24 protein-coding genes and 2 other annotated features are annotated in these 24,562 nt (G+C 39.7%); of the genes, 18 read left to right on the top strand and 6 right to left on the bottom strand.

Annotation, left to right across the window (positions count from 1 at the left end):
- The first annotated feature begins 108 nt into the window (after window positions 1-108).
- The 10 genes from O2S85_RS07340 to O2S85_RS07385 all read left to right on the top strand — a co-directional run bounded on the left by O2S85_RS07340 (window position 109) and on the right by O2S85_RS07385 (window position 8,852).
- Window positions 109-489, top strand: a complete 381-nt coding sequence (locus tag O2S85_RS07340) for a cytosolic protein (RefSeq protein ID WP_269412017.1) — start codon at window positions 109-111, stop codon at window positions 487-489.
- Between the two features lie 37 nt (window positions 490-526).
- The gene (gene nrdR / locus O2S85_RS07345; RefSeq protein ID WP_269412018.1) at window positions 527-988 is read left to right on the top strand and encodes a transcriptional regulator NrdR; all 462 of its coding nucleotides are present in this window, start codon (window positions 527-529) and stop codon (window positions 986-988) included.
- 56 nt (window positions 989-1,044) lie between these two features.
- Window positions 1,045-2,394 carry a replication initiation and membrane attachment family protein gene (locus O2S85_RS07350; protein WP_269412019.1) on the top strand — a complete coding sequence of 450 codons (1,350 nt, stop codon included), beginning with the start codon at window positions 1,045-1,047 and terminating at the stop codon, window positions 2,392-2,394.
- 5 nt (window positions 2,395-2,399) lie between these two features.
- Window positions 2,400-3,332 (top strand): primosomal protein DnaI, encoded by a 933-nt coding sequence (dnaI, locus tag O2S85_RS07355; RefSeq protein ID WP_269412020.1) that lies wholly within the window; start codon window positions 2,400-2,402, stop codon window positions 3,330-3,332.
- Between the two features lie 139 nt (window positions 3,333-3,471).
- Entirely contained in the window at window positions 3,472-4,320 is an 849-nt protein-coding gene (gene ytxC, locus O2S85_RS07360) for a putative sporulation protein YtxC (protein WP_269412021.1), read from the top strand.
- A gap of 60 nt (window positions 4,321-4,380) precedes the next feature.
- Window positions 4,381-4,599: a binding site (T-box leader), on the top strand.
- 74 nt (window positions 4,600-4,673) lie between these two features.
- Window positions 4,674-6,608: a threonine--tRNA ligase gene (gene thrS / locus O2S85_RS07365; RefSeq protein WP_269412022.1), complete on the top strand. Its 1,935-nt coding sequence runs from the start codon at window positions 4,674-4,676 to the stop codon at window positions 6,606-6,608.
- Window positions 6,609-6,708: 100 nt separating this feature from the next.
- Window positions 6,709-6,838 (top strand) — a sequence feature (ribosomal protein L20 leader region).
- A 96-nt stretch (window positions 6,839-6,934) separates the two neighbouring features.
- Entirely contained in the window at window positions 6,935-7,441 is a 507-nt protein-coding gene (infC, locus tag O2S85_RS07370; protein WP_269412509.1) for a translation initiation factor IF-3, read from the top strand.
- An 18-nt stretch (window positions 7,442-7,459) separates the two neighbouring features.
- Entirely contained in the window at window positions 7,460-7,657 is a 198-nt protein-coding gene (gene rpmI / locus O2S85_RS07375; RefSeq protein WP_269412023.1) for a 50S ribosomal protein L35, read from the top strand.
- Window positions 7,658-7,713: 56 nt separating this feature from the next.
- Window positions 7,714-8,070 (top strand): 50S ribosomal protein L20, encoded by a 357-nt coding sequence (gene rplT, locus O2S85_RS07380; RefSeq protein WP_269412024.1) that lies wholly within the window; start codon window positions 7,714-7,716, stop codon window positions 8,068-8,070.
- A 209-nt stretch (window positions 8,071-8,279) separates the two neighbouring features.
- Window positions 8,280-8,852: a TVP38/TMEM64 family protein gene (locus tag O2S85_RS07385; RefSeq protein WP_269412025.1), complete on the top strand. Its 573-nt coding sequence runs from the start codon at window positions 8,280-8,282 to the stop codon at window positions 8,850-8,852.
- Window positions 8,853-8,883: 31 nt separating this feature from the next.
- Here O2S85_RS07385 and O2S85_RS07390 read toward each other — a convergent pair whose 3' ends face one another.
- Window positions 8,884-9,276: a sigma-w pathway protein ysdB gene (locus O2S85_RS07390; protein ID WP_269412510.1), complete on the bottom strand. Its 393-nt coding sequence runs from the start codon at window positions 9,274-9,276 to the stop codon at window positions 8,884-8,886.
- A gap of 170 nt (window positions 9,277-9,446) precedes the next feature.
- Here O2S85_RS07390 and O2S85_RS07395 point away from each other — a divergent pair, with 170 nt between their 5' ends.
- On the top strand, window positions 9,447-9,932 hold the full coding sequence (locus tag O2S85_RS07395; protein WP_269412026.1) for a dUTP diphosphatase: 486 nt from the start codon (window positions 9,447-9,449) through the stop codon (window positions 9,930-9,932).
- Between the two features lie 68 nt (window positions 9,933-10,000).
- Entirely contained in the window at window positions 10,001-11,086 is a 1,086-nt protein-coding gene (locus tag O2S85_RS07400; protein WP_269412027.1) for a M42 family metallopeptidase, read from the top strand.
- Between the two features lie 240 nt (window positions 11,087-11,326).
- Here the strand turns inward: O2S85_RS07400 and O2S85_RS07405 are convergent, their stop codons facing one another.
- The 5 genes from O2S85_RS07405 to sspI form a co-directional block, all read right to left on the bottom strand.
- The gene (locus tag O2S85_RS07405; RefSeq protein ID WP_269412028.1) at window positions 11,327-11,998 is read right to left on the bottom strand and encodes an ABC transporter ATP-binding protein; all 672 of its coding nucleotides are present in this window, start codon (window positions 11,996-11,998) and stop codon (window positions 11,327-11,329) included.
- Window positions 11,985-13,112 carry an ABC transporter permease gene (locus tag O2S85_RS07410; protein WP_269412029.1) on the bottom strand — a complete coding sequence of 376 codons (1,128 nt, stop codon included), beginning with the start codon at window positions 13,110-13,112 and terminating at the stop codon, window positions 11,985-11,987. Before O2S85_RS07410 ends, O2S85_RS07405 begins: the two co-directional genes overlap by 14 nt.
- A complete protein-coding gene (locus O2S85_RS07415; RefSeq protein ID WP_269412030.1) occupies window positions 13,109-14,332 on the bottom strand; it encodes an ABC transporter permease in 1,224 nt (407 codons plus the stop codon). The genes O2S85_RS07410 and O2S85_RS07415 overlap by 4 nt, the downstream gene beginning before the upstream one ends.
- Window positions 14,333-14,585: 253 nt before the next feature.
- Window positions 14,586-16,196, bottom strand: coding sequence for a flagellar basal body-associated FliL family protein (locus O2S85_RS07420; protein ID WP_269412031.1), 1,611 nt, complete (start codon window positions 16,194-16,196; stop codon window positions 14,586-14,588).
- Window positions 16,197-16,648: 452 nt separating this feature from the next.
- Entirely contained in the window at window positions 16,649-16,876 is a 228-nt protein-coding gene (sspI, locus tag O2S85_RS07425; protein WP_269412032.1) for a small acid-soluble spore protein SspI, read from the bottom strand.
- 94 nt (window positions 16,877-16,970) lie between these two features.
- Here sspI and O2S85_RS07430 point away from each other — a divergent pair, with 94 nt between their 5' ends.
- The 6 genes from O2S85_RS07430 to polX all read left to right on the top strand — a co-directional run bounded on the left by O2S85_RS07430 (window position 16,971) and on the right by polX (window position 24,488).
- Window positions 16,971-17,708 (top strand): TrmH family RNA methyltransferase, encoded by a 738-nt coding sequence (locus O2S85_RS07430; RefSeq protein ID WP_269412033.1) that lies wholly within the window; start codon window positions 16,971-16,973, stop codon window positions 17,706-17,708.
- A gap of 393 nt (window positions 17,709-18,101) precedes the next feature.
- Window positions 18,102-19,136 carry a phenylalanine--tRNA ligase subunit alpha gene (gene pheS / locus O2S85_RS07435; protein WP_269412034.1) on the top strand — a complete coding sequence of 345 codons (1,035 nt, stop codon included), beginning with the start codon at window positions 18,102-18,104 and terminating at the stop codon, window positions 19,134-19,136.
- Window positions 19,137-19,149: 13 nt separating this feature from the next.
- Window positions 19,150-21,588, top strand: coding sequence for a phenylalanine--tRNA ligase subunit beta (pheT, locus tag O2S85_RS07440; RefSeq protein ID WP_269412035.1), 2,439 nt, complete (start codon window positions 19,150-19,152; stop codon window positions 21,586-21,588).
- Window positions 21,589-21,760: 172 nt separating this feature from the next.
- A complete protein-coding gene (zapA, locus tag O2S85_RS07445; protein WP_269412036.1) occupies window positions 21,761-22,024 on the top strand; it encodes a cell division protein ZapA in 264 nt (87 codons plus the stop codon).
- A 2-nt stretch (window positions 22,025-22,026) separates the two neighbouring features.
- Window positions 22,027-22,596 (top strand): CvpA family protein, encoded by a 570-nt coding sequence (locus O2S85_RS07450; protein WP_269412037.1) that lies wholly within the window; start codon window positions 22,027-22,029, stop codon window positions 22,594-22,596.
- 173 nt (window positions 22,597-22,769) lie between these two features.
- Entirely contained in the window at window positions 22,770-24,488 is a 1,719-nt protein-coding gene (gene polX / locus O2S85_RS07455) for a DNA polymerase/3'-5' exonuclease PolX (protein WP_269412038.1), read from the top strand.
- The last annotated feature ends 74 nt before the right edge of the window (window positions 24,489-24,562 follow it).

Below are 24,562 nucleotides of genomic sequence, written 5' to 3' on the forward strand. Positions count from 1 at the left end.
ACTTTAATTTTAAATGGACCGAGATAGTGAAAATCTAAAAAACATGTTAAAATAAAGGAAATAAAGCATAGAGAAACGCATGATTAATTTTTCCAGGTGGGGAGTACAGTGTCTGTTAAACATGTAATAGCGAAATATTTTAGCAAGCATGCGGAAACTAGTGAGGATCACTGGGATAGCGGATTACAAACACATTATTATAAAACAACCAAAGATAAAGGATTACAAGCTTTAGAAACGTTTTTTAATCAGTCAGATATCTATCAGGTAAATTCAATTTCCGAGCAACATGGAGAAATAAGTGTCAATGTGATAAAAGGACGGAAAGCATTTATCATAGCAACAATTATTATGGTAAGGCCCTATCGAACGGCGATTGATTTTACAGTAACTACAGAATCAATCCTGCCATCTGATTTTGCCTATAGTTCAAAGTTAATCCGGCGATTGTATCATGAGTTTGATAAAATATTTACATTGATTGATTAACCGGAATTACTTAACCTAAATGAACGGAGCGAAAAGAATGCGGTGTTCAAATTGTCAGAGTAAGAGTACAAAGGTGCTTGATTCCAGGCCAATAGAGGAAGGACATGCCATAAGAAGACGCAGGGAATGTGAACGATGCGGGTACAGATTTACCACATTTGAGCGGATTGAAGAGGTTCCTCTGATTGTAGTGAAAAAGGATGGGGCAAGACAGGAATTTAATCGTGATAAACTTGTACGTGGTCTCATAAAGGCATGTGAAAAACGACCTGTTCCACTAGGGAAAATTGAGGAAATTGCACTGGATGTTGAAAAAGATCTTCGTGACAGTGGGAGTTCAGAAATCCCTAGTGATCAAATTGGTGAAAAGGTAATGGATCGCTTATCAACAGTCGATGAAGTTGCTTATGTACGATTTGCTTCCGTTTATCGCCAGTTTAAAGATATTAGTGTGTTTTTAGACGAACTCAAAGACCTGATCAATACAGATAAACAGTGAAGTGAATCATGCATGATAGGTTAGGTTTAACGTTTTTGGGTAGGAGTGTGAGATGGATGGATGCTTTTGGCAAAATGCTGCCGATCGAAGGATATATCGTTGTACAAAAAGGGAGTTTGCCGGAGGGTTACGTAAAATCACTAACCCATTTGTATCAGCCGCTCATCGGATTAACGGCGGTGATGTTGTATCAAACGCTCCTGGATGAGATAGAGCTGCAACAAGATCAGCAGCCGCAGACCCATCATACATTAATGAATTATATGGATTTGCCGATGGACGAGATTTATCGGGCCAGGCTGAAGCTCGAGGGGATCGGCTTATTGAAAACCTTTAAACAACAAGCGCTTCAAAACGATTATTATACATATGTCCTCCTGGAACCTTTTGCGCCAAGTGACTTTTTTAAAGATGATATGTTAACACAGCTGCTATACCATCACTTGGGAGAAGATAAGTTTGCCGCATTGAAAGATCATTATTGTGTTCCTTCCCGGCAACCGGATGGTAAGGACATTACTGCCGGATTTCAGGAGGTTTTCCAAACATTTCAGCCACATCCAGACACATCGGATCCTGTTGAAACGCTATTGGAAAGGCAAGATCATTTGCCTGATTTTACTTGGATGAAACAAATGCTTGGTAAGCGAATGATTCCTGCAGATGAAGTATTAACAGCTGATAACCGAAAATTAATTTCACAAATGATGAAACTGTATGATTTGACAGAACATGAGATCGAAAAAGCTGTGATGTGGGCATTGACAGAGGAAAACAGGTTGGATACTGATGAGTTCAAACAGGCTTGCCACGATTTGTTTCAAGCTGTGCATCAGGAATCAGTTGTCAAATTAACGGATCGGCTGGCGTATCAGAAGCAGAAACAAAAAACAGCGGTGAATGCGAACCCGGTTACAAAAGAAGAGCAGCTGATTCATGAATTGGAATCCATCTCGCCAAAGCAATTGTTGGAGGATTTATCAAGTGGTAATCATGCATCAGGCCAGGATTTGAAAATCATTCGGGATATTATGACAACCCAGGGTCTGCCGTCACCGGTAATGAATGTACTGATCCACTATGTATTGCTACAATCAAATATGAAATTATCAAAGGCTTATATGGAGAAAATTGCCAGTCATTGGTCCCGTGCCAATTTACAAACGGCAAGAGAAGCAATGGAATTTGCCAAAAAGGAAAAAGCTAAATATCAAAAAGGATATGCAAACAACAAAAATCGACGGCCTGCTTCCAAAGAGGTTGTACCTGATTGGTTTAAACAGCGCAAGAATAAACAAACGAAAAACAATACGCAAACGGAACATACGGAAACCGAGGAAGAGAAAGAAGAGTTTGAAGCATTATTACGCGAATTCACAAGTAAAAATAGTCACTTGCAAGGATGATTTCTATGGAACCAATCAAATCTACATTAAAAAAATGGATGCAGGATAATAAAAATTTTCAAGAAAATTATACGGCGATGAAACAGGAAGTTCTTCATGATCCGGAAATCAGTCAGTTTCTCGCTTTAAATCCACAATTGACCCAGGCTGAAATTGATAAAAACCTGATGAAATTATATGAGTATAAAACACAATCAAAGCAGTGTGACAAATGTCATTCATTTGGTCAATGCATCAATATGATTCAAGGATATTCGCCAATCCTTAAAACGGACCAAAATGAAATTCATCTGACCTATGAAAAATGCCACAACCGGATTGCATATGAGAAGCAAAAAAAACAGGAAAAACTGATCAGAAGTTTGTATATGCCAAAAGATATCTTACATGCGAGCTTTGACAACGTGGATATCGATGATAAAAGAAGGAAGGTTTTTCGTGATTTAATGTTGTTTGTGAAGCAGGCTCAAACGGCCATTCCGGCTAAGGGACTTTACTTATCGGGACCATTTGGCATCGGTAAAACTTATTTGCTTGGCGCGATGGCTAATGAATTAAAAAAACTAAACATTTCCTCTATGCTTATTTATATGCCGGAGTTTGTCAGAGAAATGAAAGGTTCCATTAAAGATGATTCTATCAATGATAAGATAGATTATTTTAAACATGCGGATGTCCTCATGCTTGATGATATTGGGGCGGAAACACAATCAGCCTGGTTCCGGGATGAAATTTTGGGATCGATCCTGCAATACCGTATGATGGAACGCTTGCCGGTCTTCTTTACGTCGAATTACAGTCTGGAACAGTTGGAAGGTCAATTGGCATTTTCAAATCGCGGTGGGGTCGAACAGGTAAAAGCGGGCAGAATCATCGAACGAATCAAGCAAGTAAGTACAGAAGTCACGATGAGCGGAGAAAATCGGCGTGACCAATGAACATATTTATATAAAAGTGGAGTAGAAAGCTTTTCGTGCTAAGGGATTACTATTGTTACTAGTTTATTCGGATTACACATTTTTTCATGCCTTTGTCCATATAATGTAACAGTTTGGTCTTGGATGAGGGTGATGTTGTTTGCTGGAAGTTTATTTTAGTTCGGATAAGGAAGTAATCAGTTTTTGCGAGTATTTGTTTCATTATAACAAGCAAATTGAATTGCGTTGGAAAACTAATAAGAATTGGGGGAATCAATTACAACTGCAATATCAGGTTCCTGGCAATGAACCATTGGAAACGATTGCCAAAGCTATGGCGGATGTCTTTATTATTCATCGGTTGACGAATATGATCAAGCATATTATTGAAGATTATTATTATTATTCAAATACGGATGAAATGGCCCGGATTCTGGATTTGACGCATTGGATTTTTTCTGGTGAAGATGATGATAGCCAGCAGGTACGTAAGAATAAGGATCCAGAGCAGCTCTTGCAATCATTATTTATTGCCAATATAAAAAATACGACATCGATCCATTATGATTCTATTGTTCAGTTTCGTTTAAAAGCCTTTAAAGATCAATTGGTCCAATATGTGGGACTGGCAATCGACGAGTTTAAACGGGAAGAGGACCATCAGTCATTTGTCAACATGCTTCGTGAATATATAGCCAAAAAAGATACAACTTATGATGTAATTCATGTATTGCAGGGGACCCCTTTTTCCTTTTTTAAAGACAATGGAAAGCCGTTTTCCGCGATGGAGTTACGGACACTGATGCAAAAAGAGCCTCTCTATATTCTCGGGCTTGATGAGGATGAGTCGAATCTGGCGCCTCTGATTGCCATGGCGCCAAAAAAAATCAAAATTTATGGGGATCACCCATCGGAACCAAAAACGCTAACTGTAATTAATGTTTTCGAGGAAAAAGTGGAGTTTAAACCATATAAACAATTCCCGTTTACATTTTATCTAAAAAAGTGACATATAAAGACTTGATTTTTCTATCATGAACCGCTATAATACGACTTATATCATTCATATGAACAAGTTTTGATAAGGACAAGATCATTTGTTTATTGTATACCAAGAGATGGAAGTCATCGGCTGAAAGCTTCCATATACAACCAGATGATTACCGCCTTTGAGCTCTGTTATTGAACGTATCAAGTAGATAGCAGCGTTTAATCTGCGTTAACGATTTAAAGCCGTATTTTTTACGGGAAATAGGGTGGAACCACGTGACCAACGCTCGTCCCTTTGCTTACAGATGCAGAGGGGTGGGCGTTTTTTAGTTCTAAATAACAATAGATAAATTATGAAAAGGAGCGATCACCATGGCAGCGGACATTGCAATCATTTTTCCGGATGGAGCTGAAAAAGCGTTTCCGGCCGGGACAACCGGTGAAGATATCGCGGCTTCTATTTCTCCGGGATTAAAAAAACAAGCATTAGCAATTAAATTAGATGGTAAACTGTATGATTTAAAACGGGAATTACCTAAAGGTGGAGCCATTGAAATTATTACGTATAAAAGTAAAGAAGGCATCGAGGTTGAACGGCATTCGACTGCACATTTGATGGCTCAGGCGATTAAACGGTTATATAAACATGTTAACTTTGGTGTTGGACCGGTGATTGAAGAAGGTTTCTATTATGATATGGATATGGAGCATACCATTACCCCGGAAGATCTGCCAAGGATTGAAAAGGAAATGCGCAAGATTGTTGATGAGAACCTGGAAATAGAACGGATTGAAGTAACTCGTGACAAAGCAAAGGAAATGTTTCAGGATGACGAACTGAAACTTGAATTAATCGACGCTATTCCTGAGGATGAACAGGTGACAATCTACCGGCAAGGTGAATTCTATGATCTCTGCCGTGGTGTCCATGTGCCATCAACAAGCAAGATCAAGGCATTTAAATTGTTGAGTATCTCTGGTGCGTATTGGCGTGGTGACAGTAATAACAAACAGTTGCAGCGAATTTATGGTACAGCGTTTGAAAAGCAAAGCCAGGTCGACGAATACTTGCGGATTTTGGAGGAACGTAAGGAACGTGATCACCGGAAACTTGGTAAGGAACTGGGTATTTTCACCATCTCACAAAAAGTTGGCCAGGGGTTGCCGATGTGGCTGCCAAAAGGGGCAACGATTCGCCGGACAATCGAACGCTATATTGTTGACATTGAGGAACGGCTGGGCTATGACCACGTCTATACACCGGTACTAGGCAGCCTTGATTTATACAAAACCAGTGGACACTTGGATCATTACCAAGATGACATGTTTCCGGTAATGGAAATGGATAATGAGGATTTGGTGTTGCGACCAATGAACTGTCCGCACCATATGATGGTTTATAAAAATCAATTATACAGCTATCGTAATCTGCCGGTCCGGATTGCAGAACTCGGGATGATGCACCGTTATGAAATGTCCGGTGCGCTGGCGGGACTACAGCGGGTTCGGGCCATGACATTGAATGATGCACATATCTTTGCCCGACCGGATCAGTTGAAGAACGAATTTATCCGTGTCGTCGAACTTGTTCAGAAAGTATATGAAGATTTCGGAATAAAGGATTATTATTTCCGCTTATCATACCGCGATCCTGAAGATAAAGAGAAGTACATCGACAATGATGAAATGTGGGAAAAAGCTCAGTCGATGCTGAGAGAAACGATGGAAGAAATGGGTGTTAAGTATGTTGAGGCAATTGGTGAGGCTGCGTTTTATGGTCCCAAACTTGATGTACAAGTAAAAACAGCCATTGGAAAAGACGAAACATTGTCCACCGTTCAGATTGATTACCAATTGCCTGAACGTTTTGATCTGACATATATTGGTGAAGATGGCAAGGAACATCGTCCTGTTGTTATCCACCGTGGTGTTGTATCAACAATGGAACGCTTTGTTGCCTTCTTATTGGAAGAATATAAAGGCGCATTTCCAACATGGCTGGCACCAGTACAAGCCATGGTAATTCCGGTAGCACCGCAAGCCCATTTGGATTATGCCAAACGGGTAGAAGATAAACTTAGACTGGAAGGTGTACGCGTCGAAGTGGATGAGCGTGACGAAAAGATCGGCTATAAAATCCGTGGAGCGCAAACACAAAAAATACCTTTTGCATTAGTTGTCGGTGATAATGAAATGAATGACAATGCTGTTAATGTCCGTCGATATGGAGAAAAACAATCAGAAACCATGTCATTCGAAGCATTTAAACAATTAATTACAACGGAAATCGTCGAGAAAACATTGTGATACGAACAATCCCATGTTAATTTCAGGCTGTGGGGACAAATCCTGTATTTGACATATATACAGTTTGATGTTATTCTATATAAGCTGAATTTAATGATCGAAAGACAAGTAGGAGCACCCGCTTCTCACCTGTTCGACGCAAGTGATTGCTGTTGACTGGTTCCATATATTCCTGATAGACTATTTGGAGACGTGTGGGTGCATCTGTGTACCGACACGTTTTTTATGCGAAAATAACTTGTCAACGATTAAAGCGTTCAAAGGGGAACAATGGACTTTTGAACATCTTAAAAATATTTTGGAGGTGGCTGGCTATTAGCAAAGATATGAATGTCAATGAAAAAATTCGTGCCCGGGAAGTACGTTTAATTGATTCAAATGGTGATCAGCTTGGAGTGAAATCGCGCAATGAAGCACTGGATATTGCGGCAAAACGAAACCTTGATTTGGTATTGGTTGCTCCGAATGCAAAACCACCTGTTTGCCGAATTATGGACTTCGGTAAATATCGTTTTGAACAGCAAAAGAAAGAAAAAGAGGCACGCAAAAAGCAAAAAGTTATTAATGTAAAAGAAGTTCGCTTTACACCGGGAATTGGTGATCATGATTTTAATACTAAATTAAAAAATGCTCGTAAATTCCTTGAAAAAGGGGACAAAGTTAAAGCATCGGTTCGCTTTCGTGGTCGTGCGATTACCCACAAGGAGCTGGGTCAGGAAGTATTGAACCGTTTAGCTGAAGAAGTGAAAGATATTTCTACAGTGGAGTCCAAAGCAAAAATGGAAGGACGCAATATGTTTATTATGCTTGCTCCAACGAACGAGAAAAAATAATTGCAGGAGGAAATTACTATGCCTAAAATGAAAACTCATAAAGGGACACAAAAACGTTTCAAACGAACTGGTTCCGGGAAACTGAAACGTTCACATGCATATACGAGTCATATGTTTGCACACAAATCACAAAAACAAAAACGTAAATTACGTAAATCCGCACTTGTAGCATCTGGTGACTATAAGCGTATTAATCCAATGCTTCCATATAAATAAGTTGCAGATTGTATGAAACCAGGATATTAAGTCAATTGTATTAGGAGGGAATTATTATGCCACGTGTAAAAGGTGGAACAGTTACGCGCAGACGTCGTAAACGCGTATTGAAATTAGCTAAAGGTTATTATGGTTCGAAACGGACTTTATTTAAAACAGCAAAACAGCAAGTAATGAAATCGGGTCAGTATGCTTATCGTGACCGCAGACAAAAGAAACGGGAATTCCGTAAACTTTGGATTGCACGGATTAATGCCGCTGCACGGATGAACGATCTTTCTTACAACAAATTAATGCACGGTTTAAAAGTAGCCGGAATTGAAGTGAATCGGAAAATGTTATCAGATCTCGCAATTAATGACGAACAAGCATTTACCCAACTGGCTGACAAAGCAAAAGCAGCTTTAAAATAGGTTTTATAAAATGACTGTCCTTTGGATATTAAAGGGTGGTCATTTTTTATTTAATGAAATTCATTCTTCGCCCTTCCAAGTTAGGTGTTTACCAATCAATTATTTGTCTATTTACTTGTTATTGTCATAAAGGCTCGTCTATTGTCATATACATGTACTACTCGTTATGGAAAAAGATTGCCGAAATGACAACGCAGAGGAGGACATCTATGGAATTGTTTGGTAATTACCTCATGACGATCATCGAAATGGGAGGACTATTTGCACCATTATTATTTATCACGGTTCATTTATTACGGCCGTTATTCTTTCTTCCCGTTGTTTTTATCTGTGTTTCCGGTGGGATTATATTCGGAACTGTGGAGGGGACCTTTTATTCCCTTATCGGTATTACATTATCAAGTTTGGCTTTTTATGGTATTATACGTTTTATGCCCAAAAACCTTGATCGGCTGACAAATTTGCAACAAAAACTGATTGGCAAGCATGCTGATTTTACAACTTCACAAATCGCTATATTACGACTTGTACCATTTATTCATTTTCACCTCTTATCTCTTTGTTTGATTCAAATTACAGCAGGTTTTAAGGATTACGCTAGATCATCATTGCTATCAAATATACCACTTGCATTCGTCTATACGTCTGTTGGTCAATGGATATCAAACCTCTCTCCTTTCTATGTATCCATATGTTTAATTGCCTTATTACCCCTCATTTATTTATTAAGACGAAAGGAAATTGTGATTAAATGGCGGGATTTTTTCCAAGTGAGCACATAAATGATGCCCATCTATAAAAGGTGGGCATCATTTAGTCTGTGGGGCTGATAAGCAGTTGATTGATTGGGTGTTTCCACTCAATCTGGGCATAAGGATAGCGTATTAATAGTTCCTTTTCCAAAAAGTACAAGTCATCTCTTGTTAATCCACGTAGATCAAGGGGCTCTGGAACGGTGACTTGTATCGTAACCACTTCAAATGCCTGATCCGTGGTTCCCAAATATTTCTCCCCTTCGAACAGACAGCCTTTATACACGAATTGCAAGTTTTTTTTACTGTTTTGTTCATCATCCAGCAGGAAAAACTCTTTTTGTTGTTTGGCGATTTGTATTTTCCTTCGTGGATTCCGCAAATATTGCAATAGTGTATATATCAAAAAAACCAGCGCAATCAAGATCAGTACACGAAATAAAAACACTATCATCATTAACCGTCTCCCCAAAAGAGTGTGTTCAAAAGGAGGATAAAGGGGCATGTCATTTTTACCGGACTTTTTGAACATCCTCTAACGTATTATCCCCTAATACGGATGAGAATTCATTTGGGTTTCATTTTATTCGTGATACAATCAAGGTAATAAGGAGTGAAGCAAAAATGGACTGGAATAGATTATTTGTTATGCAGGAAAAATTGGACCAATATATTGAAAACAATCAGGGCATAACAGGCAAGGATTTATTTTCGGAAAAGGTACTCGCCCTTCTCGTAGAAATCGGCGAATTGGCCAATGAAACACGCTGTTTCAAGTTTTGGAGTAAAAAGCCTAAAAGTGATAAAGAGATTATTTTAGCTGAGTATGTTGACGGTTTGCATTTTATGATGTCGTTGGGGCTTGATAGTGGATATCAATATGAAACACAACCAATTGAACCGGTCATGAATACGGAAACCGAGCAATTTAACCTTGTGTTTGAAGCATGCGTATTGTTTAACCAAGATCCGTCTTTGGCCAATTATCACCATATGTTTGTCACTTATTTACAGCTTGGAAAGAAATTAGGTTTTGACGAAGAGGACATATATGATGCCTACATAGAGAAAAATGGGATTAACTATGAACGGCAGGATCATGGCTATTAATTATTTGGTAATCTTAAATTGATACCGTTATAATAAAGTTGGATTGATAAAGGAGGATATGGATACATATGGCAAATTTGGACGAAACATTAACCATGTTGAAGGATTTAACGGATGCCAGAGGAATTCCGGGCAACGAAAAAGAAGTAAGGGAAGTAATGAAAGACTATATTAAAGCATATGCCGATGAAATGTCTACGGATAATTTGGGAAGTCTCATCGCCAAAAAAACAGGTGATGAAAATGGACCAAAGATTATGGTTGCCGGTCATTTAGATGAGGTTGGCTTTATGGTTACCAGGATTGATGATGATGGGTTTGTTTATTTCCAAACTACTGGCGGCTGGTGGAGCCAGGTTATGCTTGCCCAGCGTGTGACAATTATGACCGCAAAAGGGGACGTAACCGGAATTATTGGGTCGAAACCACCGCATATTTTATCCGCTGAAGCGAAGAAAAAATCAATCGAAATAAAGGATATGTTCATCGACATTGGGGCTTGCAGTAAAGAAGAGGCAAGTGATTTTGGGGTTCGTCCCGGGGATGCAATTGTTCCTTATTTTGAATTCACCCCATTAAAAAATGAAAAAATGTTATTGGCCAAGGCTTGGGACAATCGCATTGGCTGTGCAATCGCTATTGAAGTGCTTAAACAGTTAAAAGATGTGAATCACCCGAATATCGTGTATGGCGTTGGTACGGTACAGGAAGAAGTGGGTTTGCGTGGAGCGAAAACAGCAACTCATACGATTAAACCAGATATCGGTTTTGCCGTGGATGTTGGTATCGCTGGTGATACGCCAGGAGTATCTGACAAAGATGCGGACAGCAAACTTGGTAAAGGACCGCAACTTGTCTTGTACGATGCATCCATGGTTTCACATAAAGGTGTTCGCGATCTGGTTGTTGATACCGCTGATGAGCAGCATATTCCTTATCAGTATACATCGATTGCACGTGGCGGAACGGACTCAGGTTCCATTCATTTGACGACAAATGGTGTCCCTGCTTTATCCATTACCATTGCCACTCGGTATATTCATTCCCATGCCGCAATTTTACATCGTGATGATTTTGAAAATGCCGTGAAGTTGATTGTAGAAGTTATTAAAAAGTTGGATCGCGATAAAGTAAAAGAGATTGTGTTTGGATAAATCAAAGGCGCTGGAGCAGAACGGGACTTTCTAGTTAAAGACTTCATACAGACGCAAATTTTATACTTTCTATTCCATAAAAAAACAACCGAAAAAGCGGCAACAGTGATAAACTGCTGCCGCTTTTTACGCTAAATACGTGTCCAGGAAGGCGGGGGATAAACAGCCCGTAAATTCCTGATTCTGTTCCTCTGGATCAGTAGGGGAGGAAAGGAAACTCCCACTGAATGAAGTTTCACTTTATAATTTTACAATGTCTTTACCGGCCTTTTGCAGGATTTGCTGGTAAAAGGGATCATGGCCAATACAGAAAACGCGGTCACACAAATCGATAATCTCATCCATATCATGCGACGTATACATGATGGTCATATTCTGACTTGTCGCCTGATTTTGTAAGTACATGCCAATTTCTTTACGTGACTTTAAATCAATCCCGGCAGTTGGTTCATCCAATAATAATAGCGATGGATCGTGGATTAGCGTAATTGCCAAATTCAGTTTGCGTTTCATACCACCTGATAATGATTTCACCGGTTCCTTCCATTTTTCTAAATTCATGTCCAGACAAAGCTTATGTAAAACTTCTTTATTTTTCTTTTTCCATGATAAATGTTCAAAGAAGACCATGTTTTCTTCTACACTGAATTCTTCCCATACAGCAATGTCCTGGGGAACAAATCCGATTTGTCGACGCACCTTTTTGCGATTTTGCCGATAATCCAGATCATGGAAGTTGATTGTGCCAGATGTAGGCTGGATAAGGGTAGCTAATATTTTCATTAAAGTCGACTTTCCTGCACCATTTTCCCCGACAAGTCCGATGATTTCGCCAGGTTTTATGGAAAAGCTGATATGATCCAGTATTCGCTTTTTCCCATAGTCCTTTACCAGTTGTTCAACGTGAAGCATAAAATTCCTCCTTTCTGCAATACCAGATAAATGCCAGAACTAAAATCACTAAAGATGACAGGTTCCAGTACTCGCCATCCAGAAACGGCTGAATCGGGTTGAGTTCTGTAATCCACGGCCAACGATTTATTATCCCATTAACAGGGATGATCGCTCCACTGCCAATCGCGAAAATTAGCGTTAGAGCAAATGCTGTCATATAATAATGGAATGATCGTTTAAACAGGTTTGAGAATAAAAAGATAGCCATATTCAAGAACAGTCTGAAACAAATCCAGCTCCAAATCGGTATTCGTTCACCAAGCATGAGCCAAAACGTAATGATGGTGATCCCATCAAAAATAAGGCATAGAGTGGTATAGATCATAAAATTCAAGATGAGATAATGTTTCAATGACCAGCGCATAAATGCAAACCGCAGCCTGATACTTGCATGTTTTTCATGAATAATCCAGTCAAACAACAAAAGCGTTGCCAGCAAGGTAAAACTCGCCCATATCCCCCATATGTTGATCAACTTGGTATCGTTATTTGGTGATGATGCTGTTTTACCAAAAGAAAAAGATGATGTTAACAGGTTTTCTTCCAACTGGATTTCATCTGCTTTTGTAACAATTTCGTCTCGTGTCCATTGCTTGGGTGAAGCATACTGGCCAGTGAGTTCCTGTACCGTATGAACCGCTTTTGATCTGCCGGTTTGCTGCTGGATATACGACAGAATCATTTCTTTTACCGGGGTATACGCAAAGGATAGATCTGATCGATAGCCCGTTAGCAATTGATTTCGATTGTCATGAAAAATGTCTTCTCCGTAACCATCATGAATAATAAAGATACTGTCAAGTTGATGCTTTTTCAATTGATGGCGGGCATTCTCTTTTTCAAGCTGGTAAACATGAACAAACGAGGTGGATGCGACCTGCTTTAACAATTCCTTCGCAGCTGGGGAATCGTCTTCAACTACAATACCAACAGGAATACTGCTTTTTGCTTTCATCGAATCAATTATTGTAACAATTCCAATGGTCGCCATTAGTGGTAGCAACAGCCATAATAAAAGTGTCAGCCAATGTTTTTTCCAATGCATACCCCGGGTTAATAAAATGGATTTCATGGATTCTTGCCCTCCTTCCATAACGACATTGCCACAAAAACAAACAATCCGGAAGCTGACATTAGAGCAAGTGGCAGGTAATCTGCATAAATCCGTTGGTTTAAAATGATTTCCTCCAGCCATTTGTATGCCTGATTAGCAAAACTATAAGGAAGGTATGCTTGAACCCCGTGTGGAAAGTATAATACTGGTATAATGGCACCGCTTATAAATAAGATGACAAATGTAAATAAAGACTGGACAAGCAATCGTAATTTTGCCGATCGGACTACTGTTTCTATTGTGGCCAACCCCTCTAAAAATGTAAAACTGTATAAGATAGTGATGATAGCTATTCGCCAGTAATCTTTTATATCCAGATTGATATGAATCATTCGTTGCAAGACCATCAGGGCAAGCAAGCTTAAAATCATCACAATGAATAGGGATGTCAGCATTTTGGCCATCAGCTGCTGCAATTGTGTTACCCCATATAAACGCATTCGCTGATTCATTCGCAGTGGTTCGTGGTCGGTTAAAAAAGAATAGAAAGCAATTAACCAAATGGTCATAATAATAAACCAGCTTGCAAGACCATAGTAATGAACCGGTGAACTTGTAGCATGATTGGTTATTGTTTTTTCCTCGATGATTTTATCTTTACCGATGGTGTAAAAGATAAAGCTTTTAAACTGGTCAAATAACATGTCGCTCCTTTGTTCGGTTGCGATCGGCAGTTGTTTGGCAAAGTAGTTAATGGTCAGTATATTTGCTTGTGCAGCACGAATGTGCCGGGAAACACTGTCTATTAACTCCTTAATGATATAGCTGTCCATTCGTTTTGCCGGATTCCCTGTGATTGGTAATGTAACTGCATTTCCATTATATAAATCACTGGTAAACCCTTTTGGGAAGGTTATGTATCCACTTAATTGATTTTGTTGTAGCCGGTTGTTAGCCTCGTGCTCTGATAGTTGATTGATAGATAGGTAACTGCCCAGCTGTGTGGACTGTTCAATTAGTCCGACCACCAATTGGGTTTCGTCTGATTGATCCAGATCGACTAATCCGATCTCTATTGGTTCCTGTTTATCATGAGTCATCAATGAGATTACAATTGTCTCGCTCAAACTGACAATAATAATAGGAAAAAGCAAAAGAAGAGGAAGTGATAGCCACTTCCTCCCAAACCTTTTGCAATTATGGTACATAAACAGGGTGATGTGTTTCAAGAATATCATGTTGTCACTTCCTTTAGGGGATGTTCAAAAGTTCCGGTAAAAATGACGTTCCCCTGCAAAAGGGGTATGCCGACGCCTGAGCGCAAGCCCGTTTTTAGTCGGCCTTCCTTTGAAGAAGTTCGTTGGCTTGCTTTTCCGCTCCTCATGTACCTTTTATGTACACTCCGGTGCTCAAAGCTACGCCGCCTAGAACTTCTCGGTCCTTTTTATCCTTTTTGAACACTCTCTTAAACACCGGCCGCGTTAATAAAGTCTACAAACCATTTAACCCGCCGCCAGCTCCTAAAATTCCCATTATCCATTTCTGATATTGTGGCGCTACATCGGTCTCGAAGTAATCCTCGATTTCATCGATCGACATACTGCCAATATCTTTTACATTTGAAGTATCTGGTGTCTTAACTTTTTTAATCGTTTTGGCATCTTTTGCTACAGTTAGGCTAAATGCATCCTGATTAATATCGGGCGCATCGACCGAGAAGTTGTTTTCCGAACTCATTTTATCATGATCATAAGATGCATTTCCTGACCAGTTCAGACTATAATTGTCATTGTAAGGATCAGTAACCGAGAATACACGTTCAAAGTCGCGTTTTTCATCTTTTAATGTTTCTTTTCCCTGGTAGGACAATTTAGTTTCGTCAGGAGCCACTAGTTTAATAGAATCATTAGCTTTATTGTCCTTCCATGATAAATCCCCGGTCAAGGTGATTGCTTCCTTGTCAGTGTCGTCACTGCCAGTGATCTTATAATCAAATTTTTGTTGGGTGTCACTTAATAAGTTTGTACCTTTAACAGATAATGTATTGGTATCATCTTTATTTTCACCAACACCAATACTAAAATCGCGTTTTACAATCAGGTCATTTTTTGCCCAAATGTCAGAAGTGAACCCATTTGGGATATGCGCTTCTTTTATTTCTTTGATACCTTTATCAATCTCTTTTCCAAACATGTTGTCAATTGCCTCGTCAAAATCGATGTTCTCGTCGAAATCCATGTCAAATGCCGATGGATCAATACCAAATGTTTGGATCTCCATCTGTTCTTTAAAGATTTTTTGCAACTTTTTATCACCTTGGACCTTTTCCAAAATGGATACAAGTAAATCTTTCGTTTCTTGCTCGGATAAGTGGAACGTCAATTTTTTGGTGTTGAAATTTTTTCCGTCCACTTTAATTGTTTCTTTCGTTGACTCAAATGCGTCTCCCGGAAGATCTTTATATATTTCGGTTAGATATTCTTTTTTCAGGTAATCGGCATCTTTTTCCGGCAGACCTTTTGCCATTTCAAAGAAAGCATCAAAGTCAATTGTTTCTCCTTCAGGAAATGTTGGATCTGCTTCATGTATGAGCTTACCAACGTCTTTGTCTTTTATTTGCAAGTTTTCATCCAGAAATGGCAGACCCACCATCAGTTGATCAGCATCAAGGTAAAAGTTTAAGTCTTTGATTTCCAGTCCGCCAACACTTGCCTTCATATCGGTGTAAAGCTGCTTTTTCTCCAAATCAGTTTGCGCTGTTAAGTTAAGTGTGGAGTTATTAATAATATCTGATGGATCCATCATTCCATAGCCACCACTTGGGTTATTATATTCACCCGACAATTCGAACGCTGTTTCTGTTGGATTTTCCTTTGTTTGTTTACTCCAATCCAATTCTGGCTCATACCGTTGTGATAGCTGGTCTTTCATAAAGTCGAAGGTGCCTTTTTCGGCTTTAAAGTATTGCGCCTTATCGGATCCGGTCAATAATGCATACGCCGTAATTCCGCCACCTATTAATAAGACGATGACGACAATAATGGCAATGAGCTTCTTGGAAATTCCTTTTTTTCCTGGATCCCCGTTTTGTGTTTCCTCCATTATACCATTTCTCCTCCCTGTCTCCATGCTTCTAAATTAATTGTATTGTTTAGAACGGAGCCTAATTAAAATAATACTACGGATAATTATATATCATTCATGGAAACAATGGTCAAATGGTTATAGTTATATAATCCAGCTGGTTAATCGTAAATTCCTGTTTTTGTTCTGATCCAAAGGCAGACTATTAGTTCTTTATATCTAATTTAGTAGGAAAAAATGTAAAATATAAAACTATTATTTGGAATATGTACAACTGCAGAAAAATTTATTAGGACTTTTTTATTATTTTTGTGAAATAAAAGAGGTGGAACCGACAAAAATCGCCATCAATGAACGTGGATGCCTGGGGGAAGATATAATAACACATTTTCTTAATCAAGATATAACATTCCGCGAAAGTTAAATGCTCTTTACGCGGAATGTTTCTCATATTCTTTTGACAAATCAACCTATGACATCGAATCGGTTGCTTCTTTCACACCTTGTTCCAGGCTGCTGACCATTTCCAATCTTTCTTCCTGATCTGATTGTTTCCAGATTAATTCGAACAGTACACCTAAGCCAGGTAGCATTTTTTCTTCACCGTTTTGAATAGCATCAACGATTGTATCTTTGAGTTGTTCCCGATCATTTGATGCAATATTAGTAAGAATGGCTTTTCGTAAATTTAAATCCAATCCAATCACCTCATTGTATAGTTTTGCGGTATAGTTTGACCAAAATAAACCGGAATATGTATGATAGACAGGAAACCGGATAAGGAGTAGGTACATGATCACGTCGATGCAAAACAATAAAGTAAAGCAATGGAATAAACTAAAGAAAAGGAAAGATCGAACAGGAACACATACTTTTTTGATTGAAGGATTTCATCTTATTGAAGAGGCTCATGCAAGTGACTGGGAAATTGTTGAACTTATTTTACAGGACGGTATTCCTGTACCTGATTTTCTTCAGGAGTATGCTTATTACACTGTTTCCCAAGCAGTTATCCAACAAATTTCCAGCACAAAAACCCCCCAGGGAATTGTTGCAGTCGTTCGGATGAAGGAATACAAATGGGGGACATTCGAAAAACTTCTTTTGGTTGATTCCCTGCAAGACCCGGGTAACCTTGGAACAATGATTCGTACCGCAGATGCAGCTGGATTTGATGCCGTTATTTTAGGGGATAATACGGTTGATGTCTATAATGAAAAGGTAATCCGCTCCACCCAGGGATCCATCTTCCATATTCCGATTTTTCAGGAGAACCTGGTCACTAAAATCCCATCCTTGAAAAGAGAAGGATTTGCCATTTGGGCATCTGCACTAACAAACGCATCCATTTATTCGGAGTTGTCACCGCAACCAAAAACAGCGTTAATCGTTGGTAATGAAGGTGCAGGTATTTCTGAAAATGTTCTTAACTTGGCTGATGATGTTGTGAAGATCCCAATTTACGGGAAGGCTGAATCACTAAATGCCAGTATTGCCGCGGGAATTTTAATGTATTATTTGCAAAGCTAACTATTGCAATTTGGACCTTTTTTGACTATAATAAAGGAAATTTGAATGAACAGCAGTGCGATGAAAGAGCTTGTTGACAATTAAAGAATCGGTCATAGGGAGGAAATGTCCTGGACTGTAAGCATTTCCGGCCGTTTATTTGTTAATATTTCACTCTGGAGCTGATACTTGGACCTTGGAAACCAGGAGTCGTTGGATTTCTGTGTTCATAAGTAAAGGTATGCCGGATTTTTCCGTTATCAAGTTTAAGCAGGTCACATATATATTTGTGTCAATAAGGGTGGTACCGCGAACCAAAGCCTCGTCCCTTTTCATGGGGGATGAGGCTTTTTGTATGGAAAAACAGAGTCTTTTTAAATGCTGATTTTACATATTCGAAAGGGAGGATTATGCATGAAGGAACAGTTGGAGGCGTTGCAGACCGAGGCACTGGAGCGTATTCGGGAAACGGATAGTCAAAAAGAGCTTCAGTCGATTCGGGTGGCTTATTTGGGAAAGAAAGGGTCTATTACCGGGATTTTAAAAGGAATGGGCAGCTTATCAAAGGAAGAACGTCCAGTGGTGGGAGAGATGGCCAATCGGGTACGGGAGGCAATTACCGAAGCCATTGAGCAAAAGAATGAAATCCTTGAGCAACAGGCACTGGAACAACAACTGGCGAGTCAAACAATTGATGTCACTTTGCCAGGTCGCCCAGTAAATATTGGCGGTCCACATTTGCTGACCAGCATCATTGAAGAAATTGAAGATTTGTTCATTGGAATGGGCTATGAAGTACGTGAAGGTCCAGAAGTTGAAACGGATTATTTTAATTTTGAGGCATTAAACTTGCCGAAAAATCACCCGGCACGCGATATGCAAGATACATTTTATATTACGAATGAACTATTAATGCGTACGCATACATCTCCGGTTCAGGCACGGACAATGCGCGCCTATCAAGGGAATACTGGTGTGAAAATGATTTGTCCAGGGAAGGTTTATCGCCGGGACAACGATGATGCCACCCATTCCCATCAATTTACGCAGATCGAAGGACTTTATGTGGACAAGGATGTTCGTATGAGTGACTTAAAGGGTACACTTGACAGGTTTGCCAAAAAAATGTTTGGAGCAGATCGAAAAATCCGTTTGCGCCCAAGTTTCTTTCCGTTCACTGAACCGTCAGTTGAAATGGATATTTCCTGTAAAGTTTGTCACGGAAAGGGATGTTCGGTATGTAAAGGGTCCGGCTGGATTGAAATCCTGGGTGCTGGTATGGTGCATCCGAACGTATTATCCATGGCTGGCTATGATCCAGATGTATATACCGGATTTGCTTTTGGAATGGGACCGGAGCGGATCGCCATGTTGAAATATGGTATTGGGGATATCCGTCAATTCTACACAAACGATAAGCGATTCTTAAAACAGTTTCATCAAGCATAGGAGGTAAGACAAGGTGTTAGTATCGTTAAATTGGTTGGAAAATTATATTGATATCAAACATATTTCACCAGAGGAACTCGCTGAAAAGATTACCAAAAGCGGTATCGAGGTAGATGGTATAGAATATGTTGCCGAGCCGTGTAAAAATGTTGTAGTTGGGTTTGTTAAGGAATGTGCGATACATCCCAATGCTGACAAATTAAATCTTTGTCAAGTGGATACAGGTGATAGTGAATTGCTGCAAATTATTTGCGGGGCACCCAATATTGCACAGGGGCAAAAAGTAGCTGTCGCAAAACCGGGTGCAGTCTTACCAGGTAACGTTAAAATTAAGAAGGTTAAATTGCGCGGCATTGAATCAAACGGAATGATTTGCTCACTTCAAGAATTGGGCATTCAGGAAAAATACGTGCCTAAAGACGTAGCAGATGGCATATTTGTTTTTCCTGATGATACCGAAATTGGCCAGGATGTCACTCCGCTTTTGAATCTTGATGATGCCATACTTGATTTGGATTTGACACCAAATCGGGCGGATTGTCTAAGTATGTTAGGTGTTGCTTACGAGGTGGCAGCGATCCTTCAACAGCCGCTCCAGCTGCCGGACGAAACGGTCAAACCAGCTGATGATAATGAGCATGCTTCAGCATATATTGATGTAAAGGTAGATGCCAAGGAATTAAATCCATATTATGGTGCATTCGTGGTAAAAGATGTTCAGATCAAACCGTCCCCTCTTTGGATGCGTAATTATTTAATCGCATCGGGAATTCGCCCGATTAACAACGTGGTTGACATCACAAACTATGTGCTGCTCGAATATGGACAACCATTGCACGCCTTTGACTATGATCGGCTGGGTACGAAGGAAATTGTCGTTCGTTGTGCCCATGAAAACGAAACGATCGTTACATTGGATGGTCAAAAGCGAACACTATCACCACACCATCTTGTCATCACGAATGGGACAGAACCAGTTGCACTTGCCGGTGTGATGGGTGGTGCCAATACAGATGTACAGGAAAATACAAGTACAATCGTTCTTGAAGCTGCATATTTTGATGCATCATCAGTAAGGACAACGGTTAAAGATACCGGCTTGCGTAGTGAAGCAAGCACACGATATGAAAAAAAGGGTGTGGATCCAAAACGGGTCTACCGTGCGGGTGTACGTGCTTGTCAGCTGTTGAAACAATATGCAAATGCAAAGGTTCTGCAACATCCGGTTATTGTGGATGAATTGGACTATACTGAAAAAGAAGTAGATATGCATACAGCTGAAATCAATAAACGTCTTGGTACAGAGATTACGGCTGATGAGATCGCTGGTATCCTGGAAAGGTTGCGTTTTTCATATGAACAAACAGAGGAGCATTTTCATGTGTGGGTTCCGTCCCGTCGAGCTGATGTTGCCATTTTTGAGGATATGCTGGAGGAAGTGGCACGTATTTATGGATATGATAATCTGCCATATACACTGCCAGAGGGAGCATCTCAAGCAGGTGGATTAACTGGTCAACAGCGATTGAAACGACAAATAAAAAGTTTTATGGAAAGTACCGGACTAACGGAAACAATCACCTATTCATTGACACGTGACGCGTATATTTCAAAATTAATCAGCCCGGAAATTGCCGATGTCAGCCCGGTGCCAGTCAAACTATCCATGCCGATGAGTGAAGAACATAAATATTTAAGGCTTAGTATTCTTCCTGAATTGTTACATGTTGCGTCGTATAATATAGCCCGAAATCAGCCCGATATTGCCTATTATGAATTGGGTTCCATTTTTATTTCCCATGAGGAAGGGTTAACGAAACAACCTGATGAACAGTTGCGTTTAGCAGGTGTATTGTCAGGCATTTGGGAACAACTAGAGTGGCAACAGGAGAAAAAGACTGTTGATTTTTATGTTGTCAAAGGAATCATCGAAGGATTGTTTGCTTATTTGGGTCTTCCTGTATCGTTCAAACAGGCAACTTTGCCGGATATGCACCCGGGTCGATGTGCCGAGCTTATTTACAAAGAACAGGTCATCGGATTTCTTGGTCAGGTTCATCCGGTACTAGAGCAGCAAATGGATTTAAATGAGACTTACGTTTTTGATGTGAACCTGGAAACTGTACTGGCAACCCATGCTCGTGTGCCAAACTACCAGCAAATTCCAAAATATCCATCCATCATCCGCGATATTGCCTTTGTCCTGGATGAACAGGTGCGTGCAGACAGTGTGAAAGATGTGATTGAACAAACCGGTGAGGAATTGGTTAAAGATATTCAGATTTTTGATGTATACACTGGTGAGCGTTTACCAGAAGGCAAGAAGTCCATCGCATACCGGTTGCTTTATCAGCATCCGGAGCGGACATTAACGGATGACGAAGTAGAAGCTTCCTACCAACAGATTATTGCTGCTGTTAACGAAAAATATGATGCATACGTAAGATCGTAAATAGTGCCCTGGTCCAGTGTGTATAGCTGGATTGGGGTATTTCTTTTTAAGCGGATGTTCAAAAAGCTTTACAGGTGTATAACCATTCCAGAAAAGAGAAATTATTTCAGTTCCCTAAACGCCATCTTCATGTTAAGATAAAGTGAATAATTTTTTCTGAGGGGGAAGCCGTGTGACCCAGAATGACAAAACACGAATAACGGTTGAAATACATAATAAATCATATACGATTGTTGGAACAGAACCTGAACATCATGTTCGGCTCGTCGCCAGTTTGGTGGATCAAAAAATGCGTGAAATTCAAGCTGCCAATAGAGACCTGGATACAGCAAAGTTAGCTGTTTTAACCGCAGTGAATTCAATGAATGAGTATTTGAAACTAAAAGAAGAATATGCGAAATTGCTAGGTTCAATGAATAAGAAAGAGGAAAAGTAGCAATGGTTAGCTTCATTTTAATTATTTTATTACTTTTTGGTTTCTTAATGGGACTAAGAAGAGGATTTATCTTACAGGTCTTCCATTTGGTTGGTTTTATTATTGCATTTATTGTTGCCGCACTGTATTACGATAATCTGGCAGCAAAGCTACCTTTTTGGATTCCTTATCCGGATTTGCCAAGTGATAGCTCATGGGCAGTTTTCTTACAGTCTGAGCCGATGGAAACGGCTTTCTATAATGCTATTTCCTTCGCGGTTATTTTCTTTGCTGTAAAAATTCTTTTGCAAATTATTGCATCCATGCTTGATTTTGTTGCAGAACTCCCTGTTTTTCATTCGATTAACCGGCTTTTTGGTGCAGTCCTTGGGTTTGTTGAAGTCTATTTGATATTATTTGTCATTTTATATATCCTGGCTCTGACACCATTGGGCAATGTTCAGTCATGGATCAATGATTCTTTCATTGCCAAGCTGATTATTGAGCATACCCCGGTATTATCGGGTCAGTTGAAAGACTTATGGTTTTCCCAACTCGAAGGCCTAATCGATCGGGTTCCAAGCAAAGGATAATACAGGATTTGAATGTAGTGTAAATCGGAAAACATGATTGCAATATAATCGTCCACTAACGACTGATTCCACATTATAGGAATATGCCTTGTATTTTGTGTACAATTGGTATGGGCCTTTCATGAATCAGTCTTTTTATTTACAGAAGATATGATGATAAGCAGGTGAGCAGCATGACGATAAACAAAAAAGATGTTTTACATGTACTAGAAAAAATAGCTATTTATCTGGAGCTAAAAGGTGAAAATCCCTTTAAAGTTTCCGCTTATCGTAAAGCAGCACAAGCGCTTGAACGTGATGATCGTTCATTGGCAGAAATAGATGATTTTACAAAAATAAAAGGAATTGGCAAAGGTACAGGCACAGTAATACATGAATATCTCAACCACGGGGAATCAGAAACATTAAAACAGTTAGAAAAAGAGGTGCCTGCCGGTTTGATTCCGTTGTTAAACCTGCCTGGACTAGGAGGCAAGAAACTGGCAAAATTGTATCAGGAGCTTGGGGTAACGGATGCCGTTTCGTTAAAGGCAGCCTGCGAAAGTGGTAAAGTTGAAATGCTTGAAGGTTTCGGAAAAAAATCGGTCGAAAAAATTATTAAAGCCTTAGCAGACGCTAATAAACGGCCGGAGCGTTTACCAATTGCCATCATGCTCCCGCTTGCAGAGAAAATCGAAGCGGACTTAAAGGAAATTCCAGAAATTGATACCTTTTCACGGGCAGGCAGTCTTAGACGAATGCGGGAAACTATCAAAGATCTTGATTTTATCATCGCTACAAGCAAGCCACTTAAGGTTCGGGATGCGTTGCTTGAATTAGATAATATCAAAGAGGTCATTGCCAGCGGCCAAACAAAGGTATCGGTAACCCTTGATGATGTTTATGATATTAACGTCGATTTTCGAATTGTAGAACCAAAGGAATTCGCTTCTACATTGCATCATTTTACCGGATCGAAGGAACATAATGTTGCAATGCGGCAACTGGCAAAGGCAAAAGGTGAAAAAATCAATGAATACGGCATTGAACATGATAAAACGGGTGAAATCCTTACTTTTAAAAATGAGGAAAATTTCTTCCGCCATTTTGGATTGCCTTTTATCCCGCCTGAGTTAAGGGAAAATACAGGAGAAATAGAGAATTATAATGAAAATATCGAATTGGTAAACTTAGCGGATATACGCGGTGATTTGCATATGCATACGACATGGAGTGATGGTGCACAATCAATTGAAGAAATGGTAAACCAGGCCCGCCAGAAAGGGTATGAATATATTGCCATTACCGATCACTCCAAATTTTTGCGGGTTGCCAATGGTTTAAATGAAAAAAGATTGCGCCAACAGCGGGAAGAAATTGCCCGATTAAATAATAAGTATCCCGATATCCATATTTTTGCCGGTGTAGAAATGGATATTTTACCCGATGGTTCACTTGATTTTACAAATGATTTTTTACAGGAAATGGATTTTGTTATTGCGGCGATTCATTCCAGTTTCCGTCAGTCAAAGGAAATGATTATGAAACGGTTATATGCAGCCCTCGATTGTCCGTATGTTTCGCTCATCGCCCATCCGACAGGCAGACTAATTGGCAAAAGAGAGGGCTATCAAGTAGATTTGGATCAGTTAATCGAACGAGCCAAAGAAACAGAGACTGCCTTGGAAATCAATGCGAACCCAAATCGGCTTGATTTAGCGGCGGAATGGGTGCGAAAGGCACAGGATGCCGGCGTGCCCATTGCCATTGATACGGATGCTCATAGTTTTCATATGCTTGAACATATGTGTTATGGAGTTGGAACGGCGAGAAAGGGTTGGCTGCAAAAAGACACGATTATCAATACGTGGACAAAAACACGATTACAGGATTATATGAACCGGAATAAATAATGTGGACAGATCTATATGTAACTGGGCAGGTTCTTACGGTGAAGCAAAACGCTCACTTGGAAAAGGAGAAGAAT

Source organism: Lentibacillus daqui, assembly GCF_027186265.1.
In the GTDB taxonomy this organism is placed as follows: domain Bacteria; phylum Bacillota; class Bacilli; order Bacillales; family Amphibacillaceae; genus Lentibacillus_C; species Lentibacillus_C daqui.

Excerpts from the sequence above, each read along its gene's own strand:
- infC (WP_269412509.1), top strand. The coding sequence starts at position 6,935 with ATGAATGTCAATGAAAAAATTCGTGCCCGGGAAGTACGTTTAATTGAT.
- O2S85_RS07350 (WP_269412019.1), top strand. The coding sequence starts at position 1,045 with ATGGATGCTTTTGGCAAAATGCTGCCGATCGAAGGATATATCGTTGTA.
- O2S85_RS07405 (WP_269412028.1), bottom strand. The coding sequence starts at position 11,998 with ATGCTTCACGTTGAACAACTGGTAAAGGACTATGGGAAAAAGCGAATA.
- thrS (WP_269412022.1), top strand. The coding sequence starts at position 4,674 with ATGGCAGCGGACATTGCAATCATTTTTCCGGATGGAGCTGAAAAAGCG.
- O2S85_RS07420 (WP_269412031.1), bottom strand. The coding sequence starts at position 16,196 with ATGGAGGAAACACAAAACGGGGATCCAGGAAAAAAAGGAATTTCCAAG.
- nrdR (WP_269412018.1), top strand. The coding sequence starts at position 527 with ATGCGGTGTTCAAATTGTCAGAGTAAGAGTACAAAGGTGCTTGATTCC.
- O2S85_RS07385 (WP_269412025.1), top strand. The coding sequence starts at position 8,280 with ATGGAATTGTTTGGTAATTACCTCATGACGATCATCGAAATGGGAGGA.
- O2S85_RS07395 (WP_269412026.1), top strand. The coding sequence starts at position 9,447 with ATGGACTGGAATAGATTATTTGTTATGCAGGAAAAATTGGACCAATAT.
- O2S85_RS07410 (WP_269412029.1), bottom strand. The coding sequence starts at position 13,112 with ATGAAATCCATTTTATTAACCCGGGGTATGCATTGGAAAAAACATTGG.
- polX (WP_269412038.1), top strand. The coding sequence starts at position 22,770 with ATGACGATAAACAAAAAAGATGTTTTACATGTACTAGAAAAAATAGCT.
- O2S85_RS07450 (WP_269412037.1), top strand. The coding sequence starts at position 22,027 with ATGGTTAGCTTCATTTTAATTATTTTATTACTTTTTGGTTTCTTAATG.
- O2S85_RS07390 (WP_269412510.1), bottom strand. The coding sequence starts at position 9,276 with ATGATAGTGTTTTTATTTCGTGTACTGATCTTGATTGCGCTGGTTTTT.
- O2S85_RS07400 (WP_269412027.1), top strand. The coding sequence starts at position 10,001 with ATGGCAAATTTGGACGAAACATTAACCATGTTGAAGGATTTAACGGAT.
- O2S85_RS07430 (WP_269412033.1), top strand. The coding sequence starts at position 16,971 with ATGATCACGTCGATGCAAAACAATAAAGTAAAGCAATGGAATAAACTA.
- rplT (WP_269412024.1), top strand. The coding sequence starts at position 7,714 with ATGCCACGTGTAAAAGGTGGAACAGTTACGCGCAGACGTCGTAAACGC.
- pheS (WP_269412034.1), top strand. The coding sequence starts at position 18,102 with ATGAAGGAACAGTTGGAGGCGTTGCAGACCGAGGCACTGGAGCGTATT.
- rpmI (WP_269412023.1), top strand. The coding sequence starts at position 7,460 with ATGCCTAAAATGAAAACTCATAAAGGGACACAAAAACGTTTCAAACGA.
- dnaI (WP_269412020.1), top strand. The coding sequence starts at position 2,400 with ATGGAACCAATCAAATCTACATTAAAAAAATGGATGCAGGATAATAAA.
- O2S85_RS07415 (WP_269412030.1), bottom strand. The coding sequence starts at position 14,332 with ATGATATTCTTGAAACACATCACCCTGTTTATGTACCATAATTGCAAA.